Origin of the sequence: Bacillus sp. IBL03825, assembly GCF_024712505.1 — a bacterium.
Lineage (GTDB): Bacteria > Bacillota > Bacilli > Bacillales > Bacillaceae_G > Bacillus_A > Bacillus_A wiedmannii.
Genome location: NZ_JAMXKE010000001.1, coordinates 643,232 through 667,482, shown reverse-complemented (window position 1 = coordinate 667,482; position 24,251 = coordinate 643,232). Strand labels below are relative to the sequence as shown.

Annotated in this window: 23 protein-coding genes; 9 read left to right on the top strand and 14 right to left on the bottom strand. The window is 35.3% G+C overall.

Annotation, left to right across the window (positions count from 1 at the left end):
* Positions 1 to 68 precede the first annotated feature (68 nt).
* Together NHG49_RS03480 and NHG49_RS03475 are read left to right on the top strand one after the other, a co-directional pair.
* Positions 69 to 962 (top strand): ATP-binding protein, encoded by an 894-nt coding sequence (locus NHG49_RS03480; protein ID WP_064477106.1) that lies wholly within the window; start codon positions 69 to 71, stop codon positions 960 to 962.
* A 3-nt stretch (positions 963 to 965) separates the two neighbouring features.
* Entirely contained in the window at positions 966 to 2,849 is a 1,884-nt protein-coding gene (locus tag NHG49_RS03475) for a vWA domain-containing protein (RefSeq protein WP_064477107.1), read from the top strand.
* Between the two features lie 39 nt (positions 2,850 to 2,888).
* Here the strand turns inward: NHG49_RS03475 and NHG49_RS03470 are convergent, their stop codons facing one another.
* The 4 genes from NHG49_RS03470 to NHG49_RS03455 all read right to left on the bottom strand — a co-directional run bounded on the left by NHG49_RS03470 (position 2,889) and on the right by NHG49_RS03455 (position 6,152).
* Positions 2,889 to 3,311 (bottom strand): NUDIX hydrolase, encoded by a 423-nt coding sequence (locus tag NHG49_RS03470; RefSeq protein ID WP_258125557.1) that lies wholly within the window; start codon positions 3,309 to 3,311, stop codon positions 2,889 to 2,891.
* Positions 3,298 to 3,840 carry an orotate phosphoribosyltransferase gene (gene pyrE, locus NHG49_RS03465; RefSeq protein WP_142315095.1) on the bottom strand — a complete coding sequence of 181 codons (543 nt, stop codon included), beginning with the start codon at positions 3,838 to 3,840 and terminating at the stop codon, positions 3,298 to 3,300. Before pyrE ends, NHG49_RS03470 begins: the two co-directional genes overlap by 14 nt.
* Before the next feature lie 111 nt (positions 3,841 to 3,951).
* A complete protein-coding gene (locus tag NHG49_RS03460; RefSeq protein ID WP_064477110.1) occupies positions 3,952 to 4,917 on the bottom strand; it encodes an L-threonine 3-dehydrogenase in 966 nt (321 codons plus the stop codon).
* A gap of 44 nt (positions 4,918 to 4,961) precedes the next feature.
* A complete protein-coding gene (locus tag NHG49_RS03455) occupies positions 4,962 to 6,152 on the bottom strand; it encodes a glycine C-acetyltransferase (protein WP_000095903.1) in 1,191 nt (396 codons plus the stop codon).
* A gap of 213 nt (positions 6,153 to 6,365) precedes the next feature.
* Between NHG49_RS03455 and NHG49_RS03450 the strand changes: the two genes are divergently transcribed.
* Positions 6,366 to 7,055: a class I SAM-dependent DNA methyltransferase gene (locus NHG49_RS03450; protein ID WP_258125556.1), complete on the top strand. Its 690-nt coding sequence runs from the start codon at positions 6,366 to 6,368 to the stop codon at positions 7,053 to 7,055.
* Positions 7,056 to 7,087: 32 nt separating this feature from the next.
* Here the strand turns inward: NHG49_RS03450 and NHG49_RS03445 are convergent, their stop codons facing one another.
* The 3 genes from NHG49_RS03445 to NHG49_RS03435 are packed head-to-tail and all read right to left on the bottom strand — an operon-like array spanning position 7,088 to position 9,981.
* On the bottom strand, positions 7,088 to 7,909 hold the full coding sequence (locus tag NHG49_RS03445) for an ABC transporter ATP-binding protein (RefSeq protein ID WP_001167945.1): 822 nt from the start codon (positions 7,907 to 7,909) through the stop codon (positions 7,088 to 7,090).
* A 12-nt stretch (positions 7,910 to 7,921) separates the two neighbouring features.
* Entirely contained in the window at positions 7,922 to 8,980 is a 1,059-nt protein-coding gene (locus NHG49_RS03440; protein ID WP_000760065.1) for a FecCD family ABC transporter permease, read from the bottom strand.
* Complete coding sequence (locus NHG49_RS03435) at positions 8,977 to 9,981, bottom strand: FecCD family ABC transporter permease (RefSeq protein ID WP_154131632.1); 1,005 nt, start codon at positions 9,979 to 9,981, stop codon at positions 8,977 to 8,979. The genes NHG49_RS03440 and NHG49_RS03435 overlap by 4 nt, the downstream gene beginning before the upstream one ends.
* Before the next feature lie 172 nt (positions 9,982 to 10,153).
* Here NHG49_RS03435 and NHG49_RS03430 point away from each other — a divergent pair, with 172 nt between their 5' ends.
* Both NHG49_RS03430 and NHG49_RS03425 read left to right on the top strand, forming a co-directional pair.
* A complete protein-coding gene (locus NHG49_RS03430; protein WP_000673897.1) occupies positions 10,154 to 11,119 on the top strand; it encodes an ABC transporter substrate-binding protein in 966 nt (321 codons plus the stop codon).
* Between the two features lie 381 nt (positions 11,120 to 11,500).
* Complete coding sequence (locus tag NHG49_RS03425; RefSeq protein WP_048562865.1) at positions 11,501 to 12,850, top strand: peptide MFS transporter; 1,350 nt, start codon at positions 11,501 to 11,503, stop codon at positions 12,848 to 12,850.
* Positions 12,851 to 12,893: 43 nt separating this feature from the next.
* Here the strand turns inward: NHG49_RS03425 and NHG49_RS03420 are convergent, their stop codons facing one another.
* Positions 12,894 to 13,073 carry an acid-soluble spore protein H gene (locus tag NHG49_RS03420; protein ID WP_000382688.1) on the bottom strand — a complete coding sequence of 60 codons (180 nt, stop codon included), beginning with the start codon at positions 13,071 to 13,073 and terminating at the stop codon, positions 12,894 to 12,896.
* A 191-nt stretch (positions 13,074 to 13,264) separates the two neighbouring features.
* Entirely contained in the window at positions 13,265 to 13,552 is a 288-nt protein-coding gene (locus NHG49_RS03415; protein ID WP_000081429.1) for an ArsR/SmtB family transcription factor, read from the bottom strand.
* A gap of 824 nt (positions 13,553 to 14,376) precedes the next feature.
* On the opposite strand from NHG49_RS03415, the gene NHG49_RS03410 reads away from it, so the two are divergent.
* A complete protein-coding gene (locus NHG49_RS03410) occupies positions 14,377 to 15,996 on the top strand; it encodes an L-lactate permease (protein WP_258125555.1) in 1,620 nt (539 codons plus the stop codon).
* 40 nt (positions 15,997 to 16,036) lie between these two features.
* On the opposite strand, the gene aspA is transcribed toward NHG49_RS03410, so the two are convergent.
* From aspA to gloA2, 3 genes are all read right to left on the bottom strand, one after another.
* The gene (gene aspA, locus NHG49_RS03405) at positions 16,037 to 17,470 is read right to left on the bottom strand and encodes an aspartate ammonia-lyase (protein ID WP_048562862.1); all 1,434 of its coding nucleotides are present in this window, start codon (positions 17,468 to 17,470) and stop codon (positions 16,037 to 16,039) included.
* Between the two features lie 172 nt (positions 17,471 to 17,642).
* Entirely contained in the window at positions 17,643 to 18,941 is a 1,299-nt protein-coding gene (locus tag NHG49_RS03400) for a hemolysin family protein (protein ID WP_098103380.1), read from the bottom strand.
* 107 nt (positions 18,942 to 19,048) lie between these two features.
* Positions 19,049 to 19,435: an SMU1112c/YaeR family gloxylase I-like metalloprotein gene (gene gloA2, locus NHG49_RS03395; RefSeq protein ID WP_064477114.1), complete on the bottom strand. Its 387-nt coding sequence runs from the start codon at positions 19,433 to 19,435 to the stop codon at positions 19,049 to 19,051.
* 91 nt (positions 19,436 to 19,526) lie between these two features.
* Here gloA2 and NHG49_RS03390 point away from each other — a divergent pair, with 91 nt between their 5' ends.
* The 3 genes from NHG49_RS03390 to NHG49_RS03380 all read left to right on the top strand — a co-directional run bounded on the left by NHG49_RS03390 (position 19,527) and on the right by NHG49_RS03380 (position 23,404).
* Entirely contained in the window at positions 19,527 to 20,705 is a 1,179-nt protein-coding gene (locus NHG49_RS03390; RefSeq protein WP_064477115.1) for a NupC/NupG family nucleoside CNT transporter, read from the top strand.
* Between the two features lie 185 nt (positions 20,706 to 20,890).
* Entirely contained in the window at positions 20,891 to 21,907 is a 1,017-nt protein-coding gene (locus NHG49_RS03385) for an LCP family protein (protein ID WP_305037809.1), read from the top strand.
* 234 nt (positions 21,908 to 22,141) lie between these two features.
* Positions 22,142 to 23,404, top strand: a complete 1,263-nt coding sequence (locus NHG49_RS03380; protein ID WP_098103379.1) for a VanW family protein — start codon at positions 22,142 to 22,144, stop codon at positions 23,402 to 23,404.
* A 39-nt stretch (positions 23,405 to 23,443) separates the two neighbouring features.
* On the opposite strand, the gene NHG49_RS03375 is transcribed toward NHG49_RS03380, so the two are convergent.
* Positions 23,444 to 23,716, bottom strand: coding sequence for a hypothetical protein (locus NHG49_RS03375; RefSeq protein ID WP_000288799.1), 273 nt, complete (start codon positions 23,714 to 23,716; stop codon positions 23,444 to 23,446).
* A 15-nt stretch (positions 23,717 to 23,731) separates the two neighbouring features.
* A complete protein-coding gene (locus NHG49_RS03370) occupies positions 23,732 to 24,250 on the bottom strand; it encodes an RNase A-like domain-containing lipoprotein (protein ID WP_064477118.1) in 519 nt (172 codons plus the stop codon).
* Between the last annotated feature and the right edge of the window lies 1 nt (position 24,251).

The window sequence follows — 24,251 nt, the reverse complement described above, 5'->3', positions numbered from 1 at the left end:
CATACCATATTAAAACAAGTTATCATAAGATGTATTACTTTATGAAAATAATGTTAGGTGGGAAATACATGTTAGAACAATTTCATATACATGCTGATTTAAAACAACAGCTCTCAACCATTCACGAAAAAAATAAACAAGAAGCTGGTGAAAATGCACATTTAATTGGAAAGAAAATATATAAAGCATCTGATAACAGCATTATTGAAGATGCTATTACAGCGCTTCTTCTTGGCAAAAACATTCTATTAAAAGGGCCGACTGGTAGTGGTAAAACAGTACTAGCTGAAACTCTTTCTTCTTTATTCCAAAAACCAATGCATAGCATTAACTGTTCTGTTGACCTAGATGTAGAAGGTATTTTAGGATACAACACACTACAAACGAAAGATGGTGCATCTGAAGTTACATTCGTTAACGGCCCTCTTATGAAAGCAATGAAGAACGGTCATTTCCTATATATTGATGAAATCAATATGGCAAAACCTGAAACGTTACCACTTCTTCACGGTGCATTAGATTACCGTAAAATGATTACAAATCCGTTTACACAAGAAGTTGTATATGGCGATGAAGAGTATCGTGTAATTGCAGCAATTAATGAAGGTTACGTTGGAACAAGTGAACTAAACGAAGCATTAAAAAACCGTTTCGTTATTATTGAAGTTCCATACATTCAAGGTGACACATTAAAAGAACTATTACTATCTGAATCAAAATTAAATGATGTTGCAACAATTGAAAAGTTCGTTGCATTTGCAAGCGACCTTATGCCTTTAGCTCGTGATGGGCGTGTAAGTGAAGAAGCAGCAAGTATTCGTGGCATTATCGACGCATGTGATTTAGGTGTATATATTCCTGTTATGCGTGCAATTGAACGTAGTATTATCGCAAAATTAAACGATGAAACAGAACAAATGACTGTCCGTGAATTAGCAGAAAGTTATTTCTTTGAGGGATAATTCATGAGACAAATTTTTAGTGACAAAAAAATTGATGCGTCGCTGTTTCTACAAATGGAAAACTTAATGTATGCTCTTCTAAAAGAAGACGATGCCTACCTTGAGTATGGCTATAAAGCATACTACGACGAAATTGAAAAAAAGGTTGTCATTAGTCACTTTTGGGATGATCGAAAAGAAGAGGATACAGTAATCGGATTAAAAAGCGAAGTGTTTTTAAAAGCACTTGGTAATAAACATTACTCGGACATGACTTTAATTCGTTCTTATGCGATTGAATTACAAGAATCACCCTTAAAAAAGTTTTTAACACAATTATTTGTTCTATTAGAAGATTTACGTGTTGAGGAAATCGTAAAAAACTTACGCCCTGGCACAAAGCATGTTTTTAAAAGAAGAAAAGAAATGTATCGCAATTACTTTGGTTCACAAAATGAAATCAATCGTGTTCGTAACTATCACGGTGATCGTCTATTTTGTCTCTGCTATCTTTCATTAACGAGCGATAAATATGAAATGTTTAATAATGAATATTTCGAGCAAATTGAAGCAATTTTGCATGAAACATTCCAAGCTCGTAATACAGAAGACATTATGTATATCGTTGAAAAAATTCGCTATCGTTTAGAAGGACTTCTTGAAAGTGATATGCTTAATAATTATTTCGGACATGCACCGCTTTATTTATCTGTTATTACAGATGAGAAAGACAGTCGCGCTGAAAAATTAGCAAATGATGATACGCAGCTCATAGATGACGATGATAGCAAAAATAAAATGGATGAAAGTTTCTCCACATGGCACCGTGAAAATAAAAACAATGAAAACGAGAACTTTTTACGCTTTGATTTAGAAAGCGGAACGAAAACAAATATGATGGGTGATACTGCTCGTGAATCAGAAGATGGCGACCAAGCACTTGGTTCTGTACAAGGTACTTCTCAAAAAAGTACACAATCCAACTTTGATGGCGCTGATACAGAAGAAGCAAGAGCTTCACACGCTTCTAGCCAAAACGAGGGTGCATACGGTAAGTATAACGTTGGTGCTTCTCATATATTTAAAGAAGCTCGCAAATCAAATCCTGATGAAAAAAAGGATTACCAAGCTATCAAATCAGTTGTTAATAAAGATGTAAAAGAATTAAAGAAAATTATCGAAAAAACGATTGAAAATAAAACGAATGCAAATAGTGATAAATATTACGGAAGACTTCGTAAGAAATTCCTTCGTATTTATACTGAAAAGCAGCCGCGCATGTTTTATAAAAAAGGCCAGGAATCACAAGAACTTGACGTTGCATTCCAATTACTAGTGGACTGCTCTGGTTCTATGTATAACAAAATGGAAGAAACGAAAAAGAGTGTGGTCCTATTCCATGAAGCGTTGAAATCTTTAAAAATCCCGCACGCTATTAGCGGATTTTGGGAAGATGCTTCTAGTGCTAAGCCTGAAGATAAGCCAAACGTTATCCATGAAGTTGTAACGTATAAAAACTCAACGTTACCAAACGTTGGTCCAGAAATTATGCAGCTTCGCGAAGAAGAAGATAACCGCGACGGATATATTATTCGTATCGTTTCTGAAAAACTTGCAAAAAGACCAGAAAAGCATAAATTCTTACTTGTCTTTACAGACGGTGAGCCTTCTGCGCTAGACTATCAACAAGACGGTATTTTAGATACGCATGAAGCTGTCAAACTTGCTCGTAAAAGTGGTATGGAAGTAATCGGAATCTTCATCGAAGAAGGCGAAGCAAAAGAAGCAACTTATCAATTAATGAAGAATATTTATAACCATCACTTCTTAGTTGCAAATCATGCTGAAGATTTACGTCTGAAGATTAAACCACTATTGAAAAAGTTATTACTGAAGACGATTGAATAGAAAAACAGGAGCGTTGTCGCTCCTGTTTTTTCCTTTCAATCACTTTGTTTCTGGTTGAAACTTGTATGGAATAGCTACTTCTAATAATGCCTCGAATCCGCCATCATAGAATGGGAATCGTTCATTTGCGATCGTTCGATCCACCCACTCTATTGCGGAAATTTCTTCGTCATCTTCCGCAATCAATTCACCCTTTACTACATTTGTTCGGAATGTAAAAAATAGCGCATGATTCCCTGATTCTTCAAAGAATTTTTCATTAATCGCAACAAGTCCACCTGCCACAGCAGTTAAACCTGTCTCTTCTTTTACTTCTCTTATTAGTGCTTCCTCTAATATTTCACCTTTTTCCACAGCCCCGCCTGGCAATGACCAAACATTTTGTTCTACATTATGTACCATTAATATTTTATCTGTTTCTTCATCATGTATTAGTGCATATACGACGTCAACTCTTTGCATGTTGCTTTTCTCCTTCAATTAACTCATCCATTGTAAATAAAGAATGTAGCTGTAAGCCATCTTCTAATAAGTTATCGCTTCCCTCTTTCGTTCGTTCAATGACGCCTAGAACATGATGTACTTTCGCACCTAGTTCTCTTAAATCTTTCGTACTTAATAATATTTGACCACCTGTCGTAATAACATCCTCAACGACACAAACATTTTTCCCAGCAATATTAACGCCTTCTGCTAACTTACATGTACCATACTTCTTCGCTTCTTTTCTTACAAATACAACAGGTATACCTGTTTGTAAAGATAATGCTGTCGCTACTGGAATTCCTCCCATCTCTAAACCCGCGAGTACTTCTGTCTCAGGAGGAATGAGCTCTTTCAATTGTTTAGCAATTTCTAATAACAGTACTGGATTAGATTCAAATAAGTACTTATCAAAGTATTGATTTGATACTTGTCCTGATCGAAGCTTAAATGTTCCCGTTAAACGTGACGTATTATAAATTTCCTTTGCTAACTCCCATTTCTCCATTGTATCTCTCCCCTTTATGCACAAATTAACTCATTCTATCACATTTGCAATTATTTCTATATTCCCAAATTACAAATAAAAGGGTCAATTCCTAAGAATCGACCCTTCCTATTAATTCATCACTAACTCAGCTGTGAGCTTTTTTTTTAACTTAGCCAACATGTCCGTTGTCATTTTGTCTAAATCATATTCTGCTTTAAAGTCCCACTCTTTCATTGCTGCTGTTGCATCAATAGAGTTTGGCCAGCTATCAGCGATTGTTTGACGAGCAGGATCTACAGCGTAATCCATTGTAAACGTCGGGATGTGTTTACGAATTGATGCTGCGATTTGCTCTGGCTCAAAGCTCATCGCTGTAATATTGAACGCGTTTCTATGCACAAGTTTACTTGGATCAGCTTCCATTAATGAAATGATCGCTTGTAAAGCATCCGGCATGTACATCATATCCATGTATGTTCCTTCTGCAATGTATGAGGTGTATGTGCCTTTTTTAATCGCCTCATAATAAATTTCAACCGCATAATCAGTTGTTCCGCCTCCTGGAGGAGCTACGTAAGAAATTAAACCTGGGAAACGTACACCGCGCGTATCAACGCCAAACTTTTGATGATAATAATCACATAGTAATTCTCCTGCTACTTTGTTTACCCCATACATCGTAGTAGGACGCTGAATTGTATCTTGTGGCGTATTATCTTTCGGTGTTGATGGACCGAATGCACCGATAGAACTGGGCGTGAAAAACTTACAGTTTAATTCACGAGCTGCTTCTAATGCATTTACAAGTCCACCCATATTTAAATTCCAAGCAAATAACGGATTTTTTTCTGCTGTTGCTGAAAGTAAAGCTGCTAAATGAATAATTGTATCTACTTCATTACGCTTTGCAATATCATGTAGTTTTTGTCCATCTGTTACATCTAACGTTTCAAATGGACCAGACGTTACTACTTCACTATCTGTTTCACGAATATCTGTTGCAATAACATTTGATGCACCGTATACATCACGAAGTTTCATTACTAGTTCAGAACCAATTTGCCCTAAAGAACCGGTTACTAGAATTTTTTTCATTTTCCCCACTCCTCATTTGCAAGCTATTCAAAAGATGTCGTTACTTAAATGATGCCCATTTCTTTCCCTACTTTTTCATACTTACGAATTGCTTCATCTAACATTTCTTTCGTATGAGCTGCTGTAGGCATATTACGAACGCGTCCTTTTCCTTTAGCTACAGTTGGGAACACGATAGATTTTGCATATACGCCTTCTTCATTTAAACGTTTACTAAATTCTTGTGTTAATACTTCGTCACCAATAATACAAGGTGTAATTGGCGTTTCACTTTCTCCAATGTTAAAGCCAAGTTCTTTTAACCCTTGTTTTAAATAGCGGCCATTTTCCCATAAACGATCATGTAACTCTGTGCTTTCCATTAAAATTTCAATTGATCGCATACATGCAGCTGCATCAGCCGGTGTTAATGCTGTAGAGAATAAGAATGGACGTGAACGAACTTTTAACCAGTCAATTAAGTTTTGTTTCCCTGCTACATATCCACCAATTACCCCAATTGCTTTTGATAATGTACCAATTTGGAAATCAACTTTATCAGATAGACCGAAATGCTTTACAGTTCCTGCACCTTTTCCAAGTACACCTGAACCGTGTGCATCGTCTACATATGTCATTAAATCTAATTCTTCTGCAATCTCAACAATTTCTGGTAATTTTGCAACATCTCCATCCATTGAGAAGACACCGTCTGTAATTACCATTAATTTATTGTAAAGACCTGATTCTTTCGCCGCGATTGCTTTTTGGCGTAAATCTTCCATATCAGAATGTTTATAAACAATAATTTTTGCTTTTGATAGACGACTACCATCAATAATAGAAGCATGGTTTAATTCGTCTGAAAGAATCGCATCATTTTTATCCATAACGGCTGAAATCGCTGCCATATTACAGTTAAATCCTGATTGGTAAGCAATTGCTGCTTCTGTATGTTTAAACTTTGCAATTGTCTCTTCTAATTTAATATGCAAATCTAAAGTACCGTTAATTGTACGAACAGCTCCTGCTCCAACGCCGTACTTATGAATTGCACCAATTGCTGCTTCTTGCAAACGACTATCTGTTGCTAATCCAAGATAGTTGTTTGAAGATAAGTTAATATATTCTTTTCCGCCAATTGTAATGATCGGTCCATTTGAACTCTCAAGCGGATCAATTACGTTATAAAGCCCCTTTGATTTTAAATCCTCTAAATTTTCTTCTAAAAATTTCGCAAGTGTTTTACTAGACATTGTGAAGCCTCCCATCGTTCATGTAAGCGAATTATTGTCTTAATAGTTCTAATAATCCCTCTACTAGCTTAACACGTTTTCAGGATTTATTATAGAAAAATAGTTTAAAGTAACCGCTTACAATTCTAGATTATATATGATTCATTACAAGAAATCTATCATTTACTTTTCATATTTGGTAGAATAAAAAAAATATTTAAGGGGGCTTCAATCATGGCATTTACTGAATCTGATGTATATAATAACGAAGCATTTTTTGAACAATATATGAAACGAAGATACCGAGAAAATAGCCCAAATGAATCACTTGAAAAACCAGCCTTCTTTCAACTCATTGGTGATGTGAAAGGAAAGAAAATCCTCGATTTAGGCTGCCACTCTTACACTGGTATTGAGGGCTCCGAACTTATGTATGAAAAAGCTAAAAAACAACTAGAAAATAAAAATGGAACCGTCCATTGTTTAAACCTCAAAGACTACACATACCCTCCTTCTACTTTTGATTTAGTAACGTCTAGACTCGCCTTACATTATATTGAACATCTTCCTATCATTTTTCAAAATGTGTACGAAGCTTTAAAAACAAATGGAACCTTTACTTTTAGTGTTCAACACCCTGTTATTACCTCTTCATTTGAAAGCTTGCAAACGAGCGGGAAAAGAACGAGCTGGCTCGTCGATGATTATTTTAAAATTGGCGAACGGGTTGAGCCATGGATTGACCAAGAAGTTATTAAATACCATCGTACAACAGAAGAGTATTTTACATTGTTACAACAAGCCGGGTTTACGATTACAAACATAAAAGAAGCCACACCAAATCAAACTTATTTTCAGAGTGAAGAAGAATATGAACGACGTTTACGAATTCCCCTCTTCCTTTTATTTTCTTGCCGCAAATAAAAAAGACGATGAATCCTCATCGCCTTTTTTATTTAACTCATTACTTGAGCAACCTCTTTACGTACACGTCTTCCTTTTCCATGCGGGATGCAAAGTGGTGTCCCAAATAACGGATCCGTACTGATTTGACATTCCATTCGGAATACATCACGTACTAGCTTCTCATCTACTACTTCTTCCGGCTTACCTTGTGCATATATTTGTTTATCTTGAATGGCTACAATATTATCTGCATAACGGCATGCTAAATTTAAATCGTGTAATACCATAACAATTGTTCTTTGTTCTGTTTCATTTAATTCGAATAATAAATCTAGCACTTCAATTTGGTGAGTCATATCTAAATATGTAGTAGGCTCATCCAGTAAAATAATATCTGTATCTTGTGCAAGCGTCATTGCAATCCAAGCACGTTGTCGTTGTCCACCTGAAAGAGCATGCACATCACGCTCAGCAAATTCTGTCATACCTGTTGCTGCGAGTGCTTTTTGTACCATTTCCTCATCTTTTTCTGACCATTGCTTCAGCCACGTTTGATATGGATAACGCCCTTGCTTTACAAGTTGCAATACTGTAAGCCCTTCTGGAGCTTGCGGTCCTTGCGGTAAAATTGCCATTTGACGAGCGATTTGCTTCGTTTGCATACTTTGAATGGCTTGATTATCTAGCAAAATGTCACCAGTTGTTGGCTTTAATAATCTAGCTAGTGAACGTAATAAAGTTGATTTTCCACAACCGTTAGAACCGATAAAGATTGTAATTTCGCCTTTTGGAATTTCTAAATTCAACTCATCAATAATAATTGCTTCACCATAAGACAGCGTCAAACGTTTCGTCTCCAATGCTTTTTGCATATTCATCTCCCTTTATGAATTCCGACTTTTATAAAGTAAATAAATAAAATAAGGTGCACCAATTGCTGATGTAAATACCCCTGCTGGAATTTCAAGTGGTGTGAAAACTGTACGCCCGATTAAATCTGCAGCAAGTACTAAAATTGCACCAACAATAGCCGCAACTGGGAGTAATGCACCGTATAAAGAACCAACTAGTCTTCGTGAAATATGAGGTGCCATTAAACCGACAAACCCAATTCCTCCGGCGAAGGCAACTGCGCCACCAATTAAAGCTGTACTCAGTAATAACATGAATACGCGTGACTTCGTTAAAGGAACACCAAGTCCTACCGCAATATCATCCCCTAGCTCTTGCGCATTTAAATGCCTAGCAGCTATAAATGATATTACCGTTAAAATGAGAACCCACGGCGCAAGCACCATAACGTTTTGCCATGAAGAACCGTAAACAGTACCTGTAATCCATACATTCGCTTGACTCGCTTGATAAATTGGCGCTAACAACATAAACAAAGTCGTTGCCGCTTTCGTTAATGCCCAAAAACCAACACCAATTAAAACAAGACTAATCGGTGATAATCCGTCATTTCTCCATGCAAATAAATATACAAAAAGCGCTACAATCGTTGCCCCAGCGAAGGCTGCTAACGGCATATAATGAATGCTTACGGTTAGCGCATTATTTTTATCACTAAATATAGCTAAAAATAATACAACTGCAACACTTGCACCACCTGTAATCCCAATGATATCAGGAGAAGCCAGTGGATTTCGAACGAGACCCTGTAAAATACATCCTGCTACTGCAAGTGCGATTCCTACAAGGATGGCAATTAAAATACGCGGCATACGAAACTTATTTACAACCATATTAGACATCGCATCGCCATTTCCAGTGATTGCTTGCCATACATCATAAGGAGCAATTTTCATGTCTCCCATACCTGCACTCGCAAAAAATAATCCTATTAAAACAACTAGTAAACTGAATAAGACGAGACAAGCTCGTTTATACATTAAAAACGAGAGCCCGCCTTTTCCTATACGAAACGGAATATACTTCTTCATTTGCTAAGCCCTCTCTTACGTGCAATATAAATAAAGAATGGTGCCCCGATAAATGCTGTCATAACCCCTACCGGTACTTCTTGTGGCATAATGACATATCTTGCTGCTATATCAGCTAAGATTAATAGTATTGCACCTAACAACCCGCTATACGGTACTCTCCACCTGTGATCTACTCCAACAAGAAATCTGGCAAAATGCGGAGTAATAATACCAATAAATCCAATCGGACCAGCGACTGCAACTGAACCACCAGACAACAGGACAATAATAAGTAACACGAATGATTTCATTAAAATTGTTCGTTGTCCAAGCCCCTTCGCGACGTCTTCCCCCATCATCAATGTATTTACTTTTCCTGCCATCATAATAGATGCGATCCAGCCTATTAATAAATATGGGAATACAGATTGTAAAATTTCTAACTTTCTTCCTTGCACAGATCCGGCAAGCCAAAATAATACTTCTTCAAGCGCCTTTTCATTTAACACAAGTAATCCTTGTGTTAATGATGAAAATAACGCACTAATTGCGACCCCTGCTAATGTTAACTTAAGAGGCGTTGTCCCTTCTTTTCCTAAAGAACTAGAAGCGAATACAAGGATTGCAGCAACTGCTGCCCCTAAAAAGGCAATCCAAGTAAAAGCTGACAATGATGTAACAGAAAAAACCACAATTGCTACAACTATGAAAAACGCAGCGCCTGAATTTAATCCAATAAAATCTGGAGAAGCAAGTGGATTCTTCGTTAAAGTTTGCATAAGACAACCAGCAATGGCTAAACTAGCACCAACACTAGCTGCAATTAGTGCCCTTGGTAGACGCACATTTTGAATAATAATATGTTCATTGGAACCATTAAAATGGAAAAAAGCATCTAACGCTAATTTCCAACTCGTATTTGTATATCCGAAAATAATACTTCCCCAAATACAAATAATGACTGCAATGATTCCAACAAATAACCCAATCCATTTTGCTTGATATGTTTTTAATAACATGCAGCGTTTCCCCTTCAATGTATAATGATACGTTGTAAGTGTATTTCAACTTAATTCTCATTGTCAACGATAATGAGAACTATTTTCATTGATATGTATTGACAATCAAAAGATAAAAGCTTAATATCATGCTTGCTATTGAAAAAACTTCTCAGTATGTAGGGGGTACATAATGAAATTCGTGCAAAAGAAATCGTTTACAGTATTTGTATTTTTACTAGCCTTTTCACTACTTTTAAGTGCTTGTGGAAAATCAAATACGAAAGAAGAATCAAAAGAAGATACGAAAAAAGAAATGATTACTGTGGAACATGCAATGGGTAAAACAGAAGTTCCCGCTAGTCCAAAACGTGTAGTTATTTTAACAAATGAAGGCACTGAAGCTTTACTCGAGTTAGGTGTAAAACCAGTTGGGGCTGTGAAATCTTGGACTGGTGATCCATGGTATCCACATATTAAAGATAAAATGAAAGATGTAAAGGTTGTTGGTGATGAAGGGCAAGTGAACGTGGAAACAATCGCTTCCTTAAAACCAGACTTAATTATCGGTAACAAAATGCGTCACGAAAAAGTGTACGAGCAACTAAAGGCAATTGCACCTACTGTGTTCTCTGAAACGCTACGTGGTGAATGGAAAGATAACTTCAAATTTTATGCAAAAGCATTAAATAAAGAAAAAGAAGGTCAAAAGGTTTTAGCTGATTACGATAAACGTATGAAAGATTTAAAAACTAAACTAGGCGATAAAGTAAATCAAGAAATCTCTATGGTTCGCTTTATGCCTGGTGATGTTCGTATTTATCACGGTGATACATTCTCTGGTGTTATTTTAAAAGAACTTGGATTTAAACGTCCTGGAGATCAAAATAAAGATGACTTTGCAGAGCGTAACGTATCTAAAGAACGTATTTCAGCAATGGACGGCGATGTATTATTCTACTTCACATTCGATAAAGGAAACGAGAAAAAAGGTTCTGAATTAGAAAAAGAATATATCAATGATCCTCTATTTAAAAATTTAAATGCAGTGAAAAACGGTAAAGCATACAAAGTTGACGACGTTATTTGGAATACAGCCGGTGGTGTAATGGCTGCTAACCTACTATTAGATGATATCGAAAAACGCTTTGTTAAATAATATTTCCTTAACCAGCTCCTCTTCTATGGAGCTGGTTATTTTTCAATTCACTTAAATGTCACATTATTTCATTTTGTATTTTTATTCCCAATATGTTATATTATAAAAGTAAATAGAATATATTTTCTCTATATCAGAATAAATATTTTAATCTAAATTTTCTGATTAATCACTATTTTATTTTCTTTTAGAATTCAATTATTACATTTGAAAACGCTTATCATCTCGTTTTCAGGGCAAAATACAGTAACGGTCGAAGAAAAATAGAACTTTTTCAGAAATTTTCTTTCTATTTCCATATAATTCTATTGACTTCTAAATATTTTGTGAATTAAAATAATTACATAAATATCCGTTATACAGAATTAGGGGGAAACAAACATGGATGCAGCTTTAAAATTAGACAAAGCTGGAGAGCAACAATCACCAAAAAAACATCCACCAGGATTATATTTGTTGTTCTTTACAGAGGCATGGGAAAGATTTAGTTATTACGGAATGCGTGGCTTATTAGTTCTTTATTTAACAACGAGCTTAGTAAGCGGCGGTTTAGGATTTGATAAAGCAGTTGCTGTACAAATATACGGTATTTTCACAATGTTAGTATACTTCACACCGATTATCGGTGGTTGGTTAACTGACCACTTCATTACGAAACGCCATGCCATTACTATTGGTGGTATCATTATGGCAATTGGTAACTTTGTACTATTTTCAATGAACACTAAAACTGGACTATTTTTAGGATTAGGATTATTAGTTATTGGTAACGGATTCTTCAAACCAAATATTTCGACTTTATTAGGTCAATTATATAGCGAAAACGATTCTCGTCGTGATAGTGCCTTCACTATCTTCTACATGGGAATTAACTTAGGGGCTCTTATCGCTCCATTCATTTGCGGTTACTTCGCAGATTATAGATACGGTTTCTTAACAGCTTGTATCGGTATGATCATTGGACAGCTTGCTTTTAATTTCTTAGCACCTCGTTACTTAGGATCTATCGGAACAACTGTTGTCGGTAAACAATCTAAAGAAAAAAATGCAAAAGCAATTGAGAAAAAACCTTTAACAACACAAGAGAAAAAGCGTACAACTGCGATTTTAATTTTAACTTGTTTCGTTGTATTCTTCTGGGCAGGATTTGAACAAGCTGGTAGTTCTTTAACACTTTACACAGATAAGTTCGTGGATCGTACAATTGGTGGATTTACAATTCCAACACCTTGGTTCCAATCTGTAAACCCACTATTCATTATCTTACTAGCATTACCGGTTTCTGCATTATGGATTAAACTTTCAAAAACGAAAAATGGTGACTTAAAAATCCCAACAAAAATGGCATTTGGTATGATCTTACTAGGGATTGGATATTTAGTACTAACTTTAGCTGTATTAAAAACTGGTAGCGATGAAGGTAACATTGCAATGAAAGCAAACTTACTATTCATTGTATTCACTTACATGTTCCATACAATCGGTGAATTATTCTTATCACCAATCGGACTTTCTATGGTAAGTGCAATCGCTCCTGTTAAATTAGCATCATTATTAATGGGTGTATGGTTAGCTGGTACTGGCTTCGCAAACTTATTAGCAGGACAATTAGCTGCTTTCACTCAATCTTTAGGATATTTAGAAGTATTCGCAAGCATCGGTGTTATCGTAATCGTGCTAGGATTAGTACTTCTTATGTTCTCTAAGAAAATTGCACATATGATGGAATAAGAAATAAAAAGACGCTTCTAAACCTTTAGAAGCGTCTTTTCTATTACTTCTCCTCTAAAGCCGTCACGTTCACGTGAACGCTTTCTCCAGGATTAGATACATCATATACTTGAGCAACTCCACTCTGCTCGTCACAGCTCTCAATCCATACTGGTACGCCCTCATATGTAACGTCAATGCTACTTGAAGAAGATAAGATTTGTTTCACACGTTTTACATCCATACTACTATTCCTCCTTTTCCTTACTACACTCCCTTCTATCTTTTCTTTTCCCTTTAGAATATATTCCATATAACAACATGTTAATTGATAGCCTTTTCTTCCTTACATGCTAACATTTACTCTCATATCACCTTTCTGACAAATAAAAAAAGACGTAGATCCCATACGTCTTTTTCCATAATATTCAAATTTTAAGAAAATAATGTTTTTACAACTTCACTTACTTTATCATTATGAATTTGATAATACACTTCTAGTCCTCGTCTTTCAAAGCGCACTACTTTATTTTGTTTTAATTTCGTTAAATGTTGCGAAACCGTTGATTGTGGAATTTCTAACACTTCCTGTAATTGTGTTACGTTACAAGTTCCACGTTGCATTAGTTCCATTACTAGGCGTAAACGTAACGGATGCGCTAACGCTCTTAACATTTGTACATCTTCTTCTGAAATACGACATTCGAATTGATTTTGGCTCATAAAGTTCCCCTCATTTTCGTTTTTATTTTCTTTTTATTTATTTATATATCTGTTCTTATATTTCCTGTTACGACATAACTTTATCAACCTATAAAGCTGAAAATTTTTTCCACCTTTATCAGAAAAGAATTCAGGAAAAATTCCTTGCTGATTTTGAATATTATACTATATGATATAATGAAAAAGCAAAAGTAAGGGCTATGAATACTTTGCTTACAAACGTTGTTTTATCAGGCTTTTTGTTATATTTTCACCTCACTGCAACGTACAGTAATGATATTGTAAAATACTGTCTATAATTGATAACCTATCGTAACGTATTTGGGTTATATTTAACCTCTTTGTTATGCTAAAAGGAATTTTCAGTAAAAAGAGATACTGTAACATTAAAAATTAACTTATTTCTTTTTAAATTCGTATTCAATAGCTTGGACTGTGATGAAATCCTTCCTATTAAATGCATTTGCTTTCTCTGCCTTACTAGATCAACTCGGGCGAGCATGTGACCACCTATCAAAGCTTAAGTATTCCAACACCCTATATACTTGATGTAAAGACGTCATCTAATATATAGAATCAATGATATACGAACAAACAAAATAATATCGAAATAACTTCAAAAAGCACACTCAAATCTATTTGAGTGTGCTTTTTGTCTACTTTATGAACAAAGCATTCTTTTAACACTATTATGGAATAATTATACTTTTTTACGTTGACAATAGTGTTGAAGGAGAATATACTAAGCATGTAAGTTGATTGTGAATTGTTTCACAAATAATGTGAATTTCTTCACATAAAAATAGATAGGAGTTGTCATTATTATGAGTACTTGGACACAAATTTATGACCCATTAAACAATATTTGGTTATCTGCACTAATCGCAGCACTTCCAATTTTCTGCTTCATCATTTGTTTAATGGGACTGAAAATGAAAAGTTACATGGCTGGTCTTTACAGTGTGATTGTCGCTATTATTCTTGCTATATTCGTTTATAAAATGCCAGCAACCGTAGCTGTAGCATCTGCCGGATTCGGTGTTTTATCTGGATTTTATCCAATTTGTACTATCGTTATCGCAGCAATTTTCCTTTACAAATTAACTGTTAAAACAGAGCAATTCAACATCATTCGTGATAGTATTTCAAGCATTACAAATGATCAACGTTTACAAGTATTATTAATCGCTTATTCTTTCGGTGCTTTCTTAGAAGGCGCAGCTGGTCTAGGGGTTCCAGTTGCTATTACAGCTGCATTACTTGTAGGTATGGGCTTTAATCCATTAAAAGCAGCGGGTATTTGTTTAGTAGCTAACATCGCTGGTGGTGCTATGGGTGCCATGGGTATCCCAGTTACAGTACCAGCACAATTAACTGAGCTAGACGCATTAACTATCGGTCGTCAAACTGTTCTTATTTTACCATTCATTAGTATTGTTTTACCTTTCTTACTTGTTTCAATGGTTGATGGAATTAAAGGTATTAAAGAAACTTGGCAAGGTATTCTTGTAAGTGGTTCTTCTTTCGCTATTACTCAGTTCCTTGTGACTTACTTCTTAGGTGCAGAACTTACTAATATTTTCGCAGCCGTTGTAAGTATGGTTTCTCTAGCATTATTCTTACGTGTTTGGCAACCAAAATCTTCTACTAAAGAAGAAAAACAAGAAAAACAAGAATCTCATACATTCAATCAAATTTTATATGCTTGGTCTCCATTCGTATTCTTAACTGCATTCGTAACAATCTTTAATTTAAAACCAATTAAAGCTTTATTTGCTCCAGATGGTGCACTAGCAAACTTAGTATTTAACATTCAGTTCCCTGGTCTTCATAATGCTGTTATGAAAACTACACCAATTACAAAAGCTGATACACCTTTCGCAGCTGTTTTCAAGTTCGATGTATTCTCTTCTACAACTACTGCAATCGTATTGGCAATTATCGTTTCACTTATCGTGTACCGCGTAAAAGGTAAAATGGTTAAAGAATTAGTAGTAGAAACAATGAAAGAACTAAAAGCTCCAGTATATACAATCTGTAGCGTTATCGCTTTAGCTTACGTAGAGAACTACTCTGGTATGTCATCTACACTTGGACTTGCATTCTCTTCTACTGGTAATGCATTCCCAGTTCTTTCTCCAATCTTAGGATGGATTGGCGTATTCATTACAGGATCAGTAGTATCAAGTGGTTCATTATTCGCACCGCTTCAAGCAGTAACTGCAGATCAATTAAACATCGTTCCTTCTACACTTGTTGCATTAAACGTAGTAGGTGGTACAATGGCAAAAATGGTTTCACCACAATCTGTGGCAGTTGCTTGTGCAGCAGTTGGACTAGTTGGTAAAGAATCTGCCCTATTTAAAACAGCAATGAAATACAGTTTAATCTTCCTAGCTATTATTAGCTTACTTCAATTAAACTCTGTATTTAATATCTTTTAAAAAAAAAACACCGATCCAAATGGATCGGTGTTTTTTCACATTACATCTTCTTATTCTTTAATAAAGAAGCTCCAGCAATTTCAGGATGCGTCATTTCGAATGGATCTAAAATAATATCCAATTCTTCTTCTGTCAGTACACCATGTTCTAAACATAACTCCCTAACAGATTTTCCTGTTTCAATTGCTTCACGTGCAATACGAGATGCTGCTTCATAACCAATATGAGGATTAACTGCTGTAATAATTCCAACACTTTTCTCAACATATTGCTTCAGCAATTCTTCATTTGCTGTAATTCCTTTAATACAATATTCACGGAATACACGGAATCCGTTATTCATAATACTAATAGATTGAATTAAATTAAATACGAGTACAGGCTCCATTACGTTTAACTCTAATTGGCCTGCTTCTGATGCTAAGCAAATTGTATGATCATTACCAATTACTTGGAAAGCAACTTGATTAATTACTTCTGCCATAACAGGATTTACTTTACCTGGCATAATAGATGAACCTGGTTGACGAGCTGGTAATTGAATTTCTGCCAATCCAACACGTGGACCAGATGCCATAATACGAAGGTCATTCGCAATTTTAGACATATTCATCATACATACTTTTAATGCTGCAGATACTTCTGTATATGCATCTGTGTTTTGCGTTGCATCAACTAAATGCTCTGCACCAACAAGTGGGAATCCGCTAAATGTTCGTAAATGTTTAACTACTTGTTCAATGTACGTAGGGTTTGCATTTAATCCCGTACCAACAGCTGTCGCCCCCATGTTCACTTCATATAAATGTTGGCGAGACTGTTTAATTCTTTTTATATCACGTTCAAGCACTCGGCTATACGCTTCAAATTCTTGTCCAAGACGAATCGGAACAGCATCTTGTAAATGTGTACGCCCCATTTTAATGACGTGGTCGAACTCTTTTGCTTTTGCACGGAAAGCAGCATGAAGTTCTTCCATTGTAATAAGAAGTTCTTCTAACATCATAAGAGTTGCAATATGAATTCCCGTTGGAAACGCATCATTCGTTGATTGAGCCATGTTTACATGCGTGTTTGGGCTAATTTTCGCATACTCGCCTTTTTCATATCCCATACGTTCTAACGCTCGATTAGCAATTACTTCATTTGTATTCATATTAATAGAAGTTCCAGCACCGCCTTGGATTGGATCCACGATAAATTGATCATGGAATTTTCCATCAACAATTTCTTGCGCTGCTTCTGCAATTTCATGTCCAATGTCTTTAGCTAAGTAACCAGTATCCATATTTGCAAGTGCCGCCGCTTTTTTCACAATTGCCATTGCCGTAATGAGTGACGGATGAATACGATATCCTGTAATCGGGAAGTTTTCTACAGCACGTAATGTTTGTACCCCATAATAAGCTATACTCGGTACTTCCTTTTCGCCTAAAAAATCTTTTTCTATACGTATATCCTTCGTTGCTATCATTTTCATCACCTATACTTTTCATTCTAAATCCTTATCTAAAAAATCCGCCCTCTAAAAATACGAGTATCATTTAGAAGAAGTTTTCAGTATCCACCTTCACTATATAGCACCTTTTTTGAAAGCGCAAACATTTATTTTTCTATATATATCTTTTATAAAAATTTATAGAAAATCATTCTTCTACCTTCTTTATTTCCACTCGTTTAATTTGATGCATATCCTTTTCAAGAACTTTAAAAGAAAAGCCGTGTTTTTCAATACTATCTCCTTCAGCAACGATTTGCTTTTGTACCATAATCCAGCCACCGATTGTATCTACATCATCAGCGATTAAGTGTATGCCAAATACATCATTCACTTCACTAATAAGCACTTTTCCCTCTACGATTTTACACCCTTCACTTATATGCTCTATAGGCGGGTGTTCATCTTCATCGTATTCATCTCGGATTTCTCCAACAATTTCTTCTAAAATATCTTCTAGTGTAACGATTCCCGCTGTACCACCATATTCATCATATAATACAGCTAATGGAATTCGTTTTCTTTGCATTTGTAATAGCAAATCATGAATAGGGATATTTTCTAATACTTCAATAACTGGCCTTGTATATGGCGTAATCGAGCACCCCTCGTCTCGATTACCATCCATATAACGAATAAATAAATCCTTTACATTCACCATCCCGATAATTTCATCTTTATCTTCACCAAATACGGGATATCTCGTGTACTTTTCTTGTGCGATTATTTTAATATGTGTTTCAAATGGTTCGTCCTCATATAAACCTACAACTTCCGTACGAGGTACCATAATTTCCTTTGCTACTCTATTATCAAATTCAAAAATATTATTTACATATTTAAATTCCCTTTGATTAATCTCTCCGCTCTCATAACTCTCGGATAAGATTAATCGTAATTCTTCCTCCGAATGAGCAACTTCATGTTCAGAAGCCGGATGTAATCCGAATAACCCTGTCACAAGCCTTGCAGAACCATTTAAAGCCCAAATAAACGGATACATTACTCGGTAAAAGTAAATAATTGGCTTCGATAATAATAAGCTAACTTGCTCTGCCCTTTGTATAGCGAGCGTCTTCGGAGCAAGTTCACCAATGACAACATGTAAAAACGTAATAACTGCAAAGGCAATAATAAATGAAACTGTACTTGCAATTGCAGGAGATAGGTGTAGTTTTAAAAACAACGGCTCGAGTAAATGTTTTATAGTCGGCTCGCCTAACCACCCAAGCCCTAAAGCAGTAATTGTAATACCTAACTGACATGCTGATAAATACTCATCTAAATTCGAAGTTACTTTTTTTGCTGCCAATGCTCCTCGTCGTTTCTCACTAACGAGTTGATCAATACGACTGCTACGCACCTTAATAATTGCAAACTCAACAGCCACAAAAAATGCTGTTAACGCAATAAGGATGGCTACCATCAATAATTTTAAAATATCCACATATGTCCTTTAGCTTTCTTAGCTAAAGTTACACCTCCTTTAAAAAAGAAGTTTCACTTTAGTTTCTTCATTTATTTGAAAGCAACCCTATATAAAATTCACCAATTTCAAGCCTCATACAATTCTAAAGGCAAGCCATCAGGATCTTGGAAAAAGACAAATTTTTTATCCGTAATTTCATCCATACGTATCGCTTCAGTCTCCACACCGCATTGTTTTAAATGGTTTACAGCTTCTTCTATATTTGTAACAGCAAATGCTAAATGTCTAAGTCCAGCTGCTTCTGGAAAACTTGGGCGCTCAGGTGGACTAGGAAATGAAAATAATTCAATTTGATACTCTTCCCCTACACATAAATCTAACTTATAAGAATCTCGTTCTTTTCTATATACTTCATTTATCGCTTTAAAACCTAATATCCGAGTATAAAAATCCTTTGACAGTTCATAATTCGAACAAATAATTGCAACGTGGTGCACTCTACATATTTTCATGCTCTCTCTATTCCTTTCTTTACCAAAGATGCATATTCTCCCTTGAAATGAAAAACATATATAGCAGAATATCTCTTTTAGGGGGCTTACTATGAAATTTATTACTTTTTTCGTGGGACTTATCGTTGTTTTCTTCCTTGCTTATATTGCTAGCAACAATAAGAAACATATTAAATTTAAACCAATTTTCATCATGCTTATTATACAGTTGATTTTAACCTATTTATTATTAAATACAGAAATCGGCCTCATACTTATTCGGGTCATTTCCAGTCTGTTTACAAAGCTACTCGAGTATGCTGCTAATGGTATAAACTTTGTATTTGGCGGTCTTGCCAATAAAGGTGAAATGTCATTTTTCCTTACTGTATTATTACCAATTGTCTTCATTTCCGTCTTAATTGGTATACTACAACATTTCAAAATACTACCATTTTTTATTCATTGGATCGGTTACTTCCTTAGCAAAATCAATGGTCTTGGGAAATTAGAATCTTACAACGCTATCGCCTCTGCCATTGTCGGCCAATCAGAAGTTTTTATTACAGTTAAAAAGCAATTAGCTCAAATTCCAAAACACCGTCTTTATACACTTTGTGCTTCTGCCATGTCAACCGTATCTATGTCTATCGTAGGTGCCTATATGACTATGATCGAGCCTAAATATGTAGTAACCGCACTCGTTCTCAATTTATTTAGTGGTTTTATTATCGTACTCATCATCAATCCTTACGACGTTAAAGATGACGAAGATATTTTAGAAATTAAAGGCGAAAAGCAAAGCTTTTTTGAAATGCTTGGAGAATACATTCTAGATGGCTTTCGCGTAGCCATCGTTGTCGGCGCTATGCTCATCGGATTCGTCGCATTAATTAGCTGCATTAATGACCTATTCCTCATTATATTCGGCATTACTTTCCAGCAATTAATTGGCTACGTATTTGCGCCTGTTGCATTCCTTATCGGTGTACCAAGTTCTGAAATTGTCACAGCTGGTAGCATTATGGCAACGAAGCTTGTAACGAATGAATTTGTAGCAATGATGGACCTTAGTAAAATTTCTAATAGCCTTTCTCCCCGTACAGTGGGGATCATTTCTGTTTTTCTCGTTTCTTTTGCCAACTTTTCTTCTATCGGCATTATTTCAGGTGCAGTAAAAGGATTAAACGAAGAACAAGGAAACGTCGTTGCCAGATTTGGCCTTAAATTACTATATGGAGCTACCCTCGTTAGCATTTTATCTGCAATTATCGTAAGCATTATGTTGTAATTAGGTAAAATTTTATCATTTTCTTATCCCTATCTTTTGTATACAATAACGAATAGATATCTTATAAATAATCAAGACATCTATTTTTTATACATGTACAATCGCTTTTTTTTAGCGTACAATATTTTTTATGTGTTTGAATGTGCTTCTAGATGTATACACTTTGATAGTTTTAAAGGAGAAAAATGATGAAATCCGATATGAACAAAGACACCCGAGCCAAAAAAGGACGCTCAAAGAAAAAACGCCTACTCTGGTTCCTTCTTATTCCATTACTGATTATAGCACTTGGAACAGGAGGTTACTCCTTCCATATATACAGTAAAGCAAAGTCTGTATTAAGTAATGCCTATTCCGAACTGGGCCGCGGGGATAAATCCAGCAAACGTGAAAAAGCCGTGAAACCTATGACTGACAACATTTCCGTACTTATTATGGGTGTTGATGAAAGTGATATTAGGGACAAGAATTACGGAAAAGCAACTCGTACGGATGCGCTATTACTTGCAACAATTAATAAAAACGATAAATCTGTTAAACTTGTCAGCATTCCACGTGACTCACGTGTCTACATTAAATCACGTGATAAATACGATAAAATTACACATGCGCACGTATTCGGTGGTGTGGATAGCACAATTGATACCGTGGAGAAATTTTTAGATGTTCCAGTTGATTACTATGTAAAATTCAACTTTAAATCATTTATCAAAATTGTCGATTCTCTTGGTGGTATTACTGTCGATGTTCCGGTTGAGTTTACAGAACAAAATAGTAAAGACGAAGCAGATGCTATTCATCTGAAAAAAGGACGTCAACATTTAAATGGAGAAGAGGCATTAGCACTAGCTAGAACTCGTCATATCGACAGTGATTATATGCGCGGTCAACGACAACAGCTTGTTTTAGAAGCTATTGCTGCAAAAGCACTTTCTCTTAATTCTATTAATAAAATCGGTGGCCTATTAGATGCTGTCGATAAAGACCTAAAAACAAATTTAACTTTTGATGACATGATGACAATTGCCAAAAATTCAATGGATTCCAATTTAAAAATGGACAAACTGCAAGTAGAAGGTACTGATAAATATATAGGTGGTATTTATTATTACGTTCCAAATGAAACAAGCGTCAATAATATTTCGACAACACTACAAGAACACCTCGGTGTTACGAATAAAAATGAACATAAAAAATTATAATAAAAAGGCTGCTAGATCTTTCTAGTCAGCCTTTTTATTATAATTTTCAACATATTTCTCGTGCATATTGTGACAAAAAGAGACAATTATTACAACAGTGTAACGTTTTTTATAAAAACATTACACACATAGTGGAAATAATAGTATACTAGTACGTACATAATGTTATTTTCATCATTTTTATACAAAAAATGTAATACATATATTTATACAAAAATTTCTGGGGGGAAATACATGAAGCTAAGTAAAATACTGATCGGTTCTGCAATTACTGGAGGCATATTACTTTGTGTAGGCGGTGTTGGTGGATATCAATATGTATCCAAACTAAATAATCAATTAGATACTACTGCATTACCAAATACTACATTTGAAGGTATTTCTCTCGATGGAAAAAATAAAAAAGATATTCAAGCAATTATTAATCAAAAGGTAACTGAATTAGACCAAAAATCTCTTACCTACATATTCCAAAATGATAAACAAACGTACACATGGAAAGATTTAGGGATAAATTATAAGGAAAAAGATATTATTGACAAAATCTTTAAAGAACAAGAAGGAAACGCAATGAATCGTTACCAAATGCGGAAGCAGGCCGAAAACGGTGAATTAAAACGTGACTATAAATTAACAGCTCAATTAAATACAACTGCTTATGAAAGCTTTATGAAGGATAAATATAATGACACATTAAAAAATCCTGTTAATGCAGAATTAAGTGTTGAAGGCTCTACAGTACATATTAGCCAAAGTCAAAATGGAGAAAAAATTGATAAAGGAAAATTAACTGATTTAACGCAGCAGGCCATTACTTCTGGCTCATCGGACGTTACATTACCAGTTACACTCTTAAAACCTGAGCGTTCTACAGAAGATATACAAAAAATGGGGATTAAAGAAGTAATTGCTGAATATTCAACTCCAATGGCTGGTCGAAATGGAAACCAGTCCTATAACGTAAATAAGTCAGCTAATACTTTAAGTGGAGTTATTGTCGCACCTGATGAAACATTTAGTTTTAATGGCCGCGTTGGCGTAACGGATGCTGCCCATGGTTATAAATCCGCAGCAGTATTTTCACAAGGTAAAGTTATACAAAGTGCAGGCGGAGGCGTTTGCCAAGTTAGTAGCACTTTATATAGCGCAGCTTTAAGAGCAGATTTAGGAATTGTTTCTCGAAGCAATCATTCTATGCCCGTAAATTATTTACCACTTGGGCAAGATGCAGCAGTGGCAGATTATGGTCCGGATTTAAAATTTAAAAACAATACAGGCAATCATATTTATATTCAAGCATTTTCAAATGGCGGTAGTATTACTACTCGCATTTTTGGTACAAATACTGGTAAAAATGTTGAAGTTTCTTCTCAAGTAGTTAGTAGAACTGGTGATAAAATAACAGCGGTTACGTATAAAAAGGTAACACAAAACGGTGAAGTAGTATCAAATGGACAAATTTCAAAAAGCGTATATAAAAGTGCCCCAACACAATGAGACACCATCAAATTGGCAAACAAAAAAGGCGTGATCTATTCACGCCTTTTTCTTTTGCAATAATAGTAAAAAAGCTTCAAGATGGTCTTTCGTTTCTTCTAAAGACCACATGCGATTTCCTTGCTTCGCAGCTAATACGCACGCCTCTTCCCAAGCGTTCTTTTTCTTCATATATAATAATTCATCGCGTAATTTCAAAACAATTTCTTCATCTTCTTGCTCTATAAACTCTTCCATCACGCCTACTATTTCATCCTCATGGATACTTAACGTACAATACGATTTGAGAAAATATTGTAATGTCGTATACATATTTACTCCCCCTTCTTATTTATCAGATGGATAAGAAGTAATGATCTTATATCCTAAATCTCCTGACTTATCTCTCGCCAAAACAGTAACAGTTTTTACTAACTTGTCTTTTACATTCATATTTTTCTTTATTACCGTTTTTCCAACTGGGAATGAATGAGTTGTATTTAATACGAGACGAGCCTCTTTAGAATTTTTTAACCAATCTTGAATTTCCTTATCATGCTGCTTCAAACTATCTTTTACAGCTTTCGTCGCTGTTTCCTTATCATAGTATGTACTTGCCGCTGATACTTTATCTGTCTTCAAGCGATTCTTCAAATCCTCTTCTGATTTTCCTACATGTCTTTCAATCGTATGACCATTTTTAGGTGGCCCTTCCATTTCATCTAAAATATTATCACTAATTTTTTCTACTGATGTCGATTGATTCCCTGTTTGTTTCTCTGTTTTTTGTTCTTTTCCTGCACATCCACTTAAGATCAGCATTAATGCCAATAAACTACTCAAGAGAAGACTACTTATTCGTTTCATC

Coding starts and splice junctions, on each gene's coding strand:
- NHG49_RS03440 (WP_000760065.1), bottom strand. CDS start 8,980: ATGAAGAAGTATATTCCGTTTCGTATAGGAAAAGGCGGGCTCTCGTTT.
- NHG49_RS03390 (WP_064477115.1), top strand. CDS start 19,527: ATGAAATTTATTACTTTTTTCGTGGGACTTATCGTTGTTTTCTTCCTT.
- aspA (WP_048562862.1), bottom strand. CDS start 17,470: ATGATAGCAACGAAGGATATACGTATAGAAAAAGATTTTTTAGGCGAA.
- NHG49_RS03385 (WP_305037809.1), top strand. CDS start 20,891: ATGATGAAATCCGATATGAACAAAGACACCCGAGCCAAAAAAGGACGC.
- NHG49_RS03430 (WP_000673897.1), top strand. CDS start 10,154: ATGAAATTCGTGCAAAAGAAATCGTTTACAGTATTTGTATTTTTACTA.
- NHG49_RS03425 (WP_048562865.1), top strand. CDS start 11,501: ATGGATGCAGCTTTAAAATTAGACAAAGCTGGAGAGCAACAATCACCA.
- NHG49_RS03370 (WP_064477118.1), bottom strand. CDS start 24,250: ATGAAACGAATAAGTAGTCTTCTCTTGAGTAGTTTATTGGCATTAATG.
- pyrE (WP_142315095.1), bottom strand. CDS start 3,840: ATGGAGAAATGGGAGTTAGCAAAGGAAATTTATAATACGTCACGTTTA.
- NHG49_RS03455 (WP_000095903.1), bottom strand. CDS start 6,152: ATGTCTAGTAAAACACTTGCGAAATTTTTAGAAGAAAATTTAGAGGAT.
- NHG49_RS03420 (WP_000382688.1), bottom strand. CDS start 13,073: ATGGATGTAAAACGTGTGAAACAAATCTTATCTTCTTCAAGTAGCATT.
- NHG49_RS03410 (WP_258125555.1), top strand. CDS start 14,377: ATGAGTACTTGGACACAAATTTATGACCCATTAAACAATATTTGGTTA.
- NHG49_RS03450 (WP_258125556.1), top strand. CDS start 6,366: ATGGCATTTACTGAATCTGATGTATATAATAACGAAGCATTTTTTGAA.
- NHG49_RS03445 (WP_001167945.1), bottom strand. CDS start 7,909: ATGCAAAAAGCATTGGAGACGAAACGTTTGACGCTGTCTTATGGTGAA.
- NHG49_RS03380 (WP_098103379.1), top strand. CDS start 22,142: ATGAAGCTAAGTAAAATACTGATCGGTTCTGCAATTACTGGAGGCATA.
- NHG49_RS03435 (WP_154131632.1), bottom strand. CDS start 9,981: ATGTTATTAAAAACATATCAAGCAAAATGGATTGGGTTATTTGTTGGA.
- NHG49_RS03375 (WP_000288799.1), bottom strand. CDS start 23,716: ATGTATACGACATTACAATATTTTCTCAAATCGTATTGTACGTTAAGT.
- gloA2 (WP_064477114.1), bottom strand. CDS start 19,435: ATGAAAATATGTAGAGTGCACCACGTTGCAATTATTTGTTCGAATTAT.
- NHG49_RS03415 (WP_000081429.1), bottom strand. CDS start 13,552: ATGAGCCAAAATCAATTCGAATGTCGTATTTCAGAAGAAGATGTACAA.
- NHG49_RS03460 (WP_064477110.1), bottom strand. CDS start 4,917: ATGAAAAAAATTCTAGTAACCGGTTCTTTAGGGCAAATTGGTTCTGAA.
- NHG49_RS03475 (WP_064477107.1), top strand. CDS start 966: ATGAGACAAATTTTTAGTGACAAAAAAATTGATGCGTCGCTGTTTCTA.
- NHG49_RS03480 (WP_064477106.1), top strand. CDS start 69: ATGTTAGAACAATTTCATATACATGCTGATTTAAAACAACAGCTCTCA.
- NHG49_RS03470 (WP_258125557.1), bottom strand. CDS start 3,311: ATGCAAAGAGTTGACGTCGTATATGCACTAATACATGATGAAGAAACA.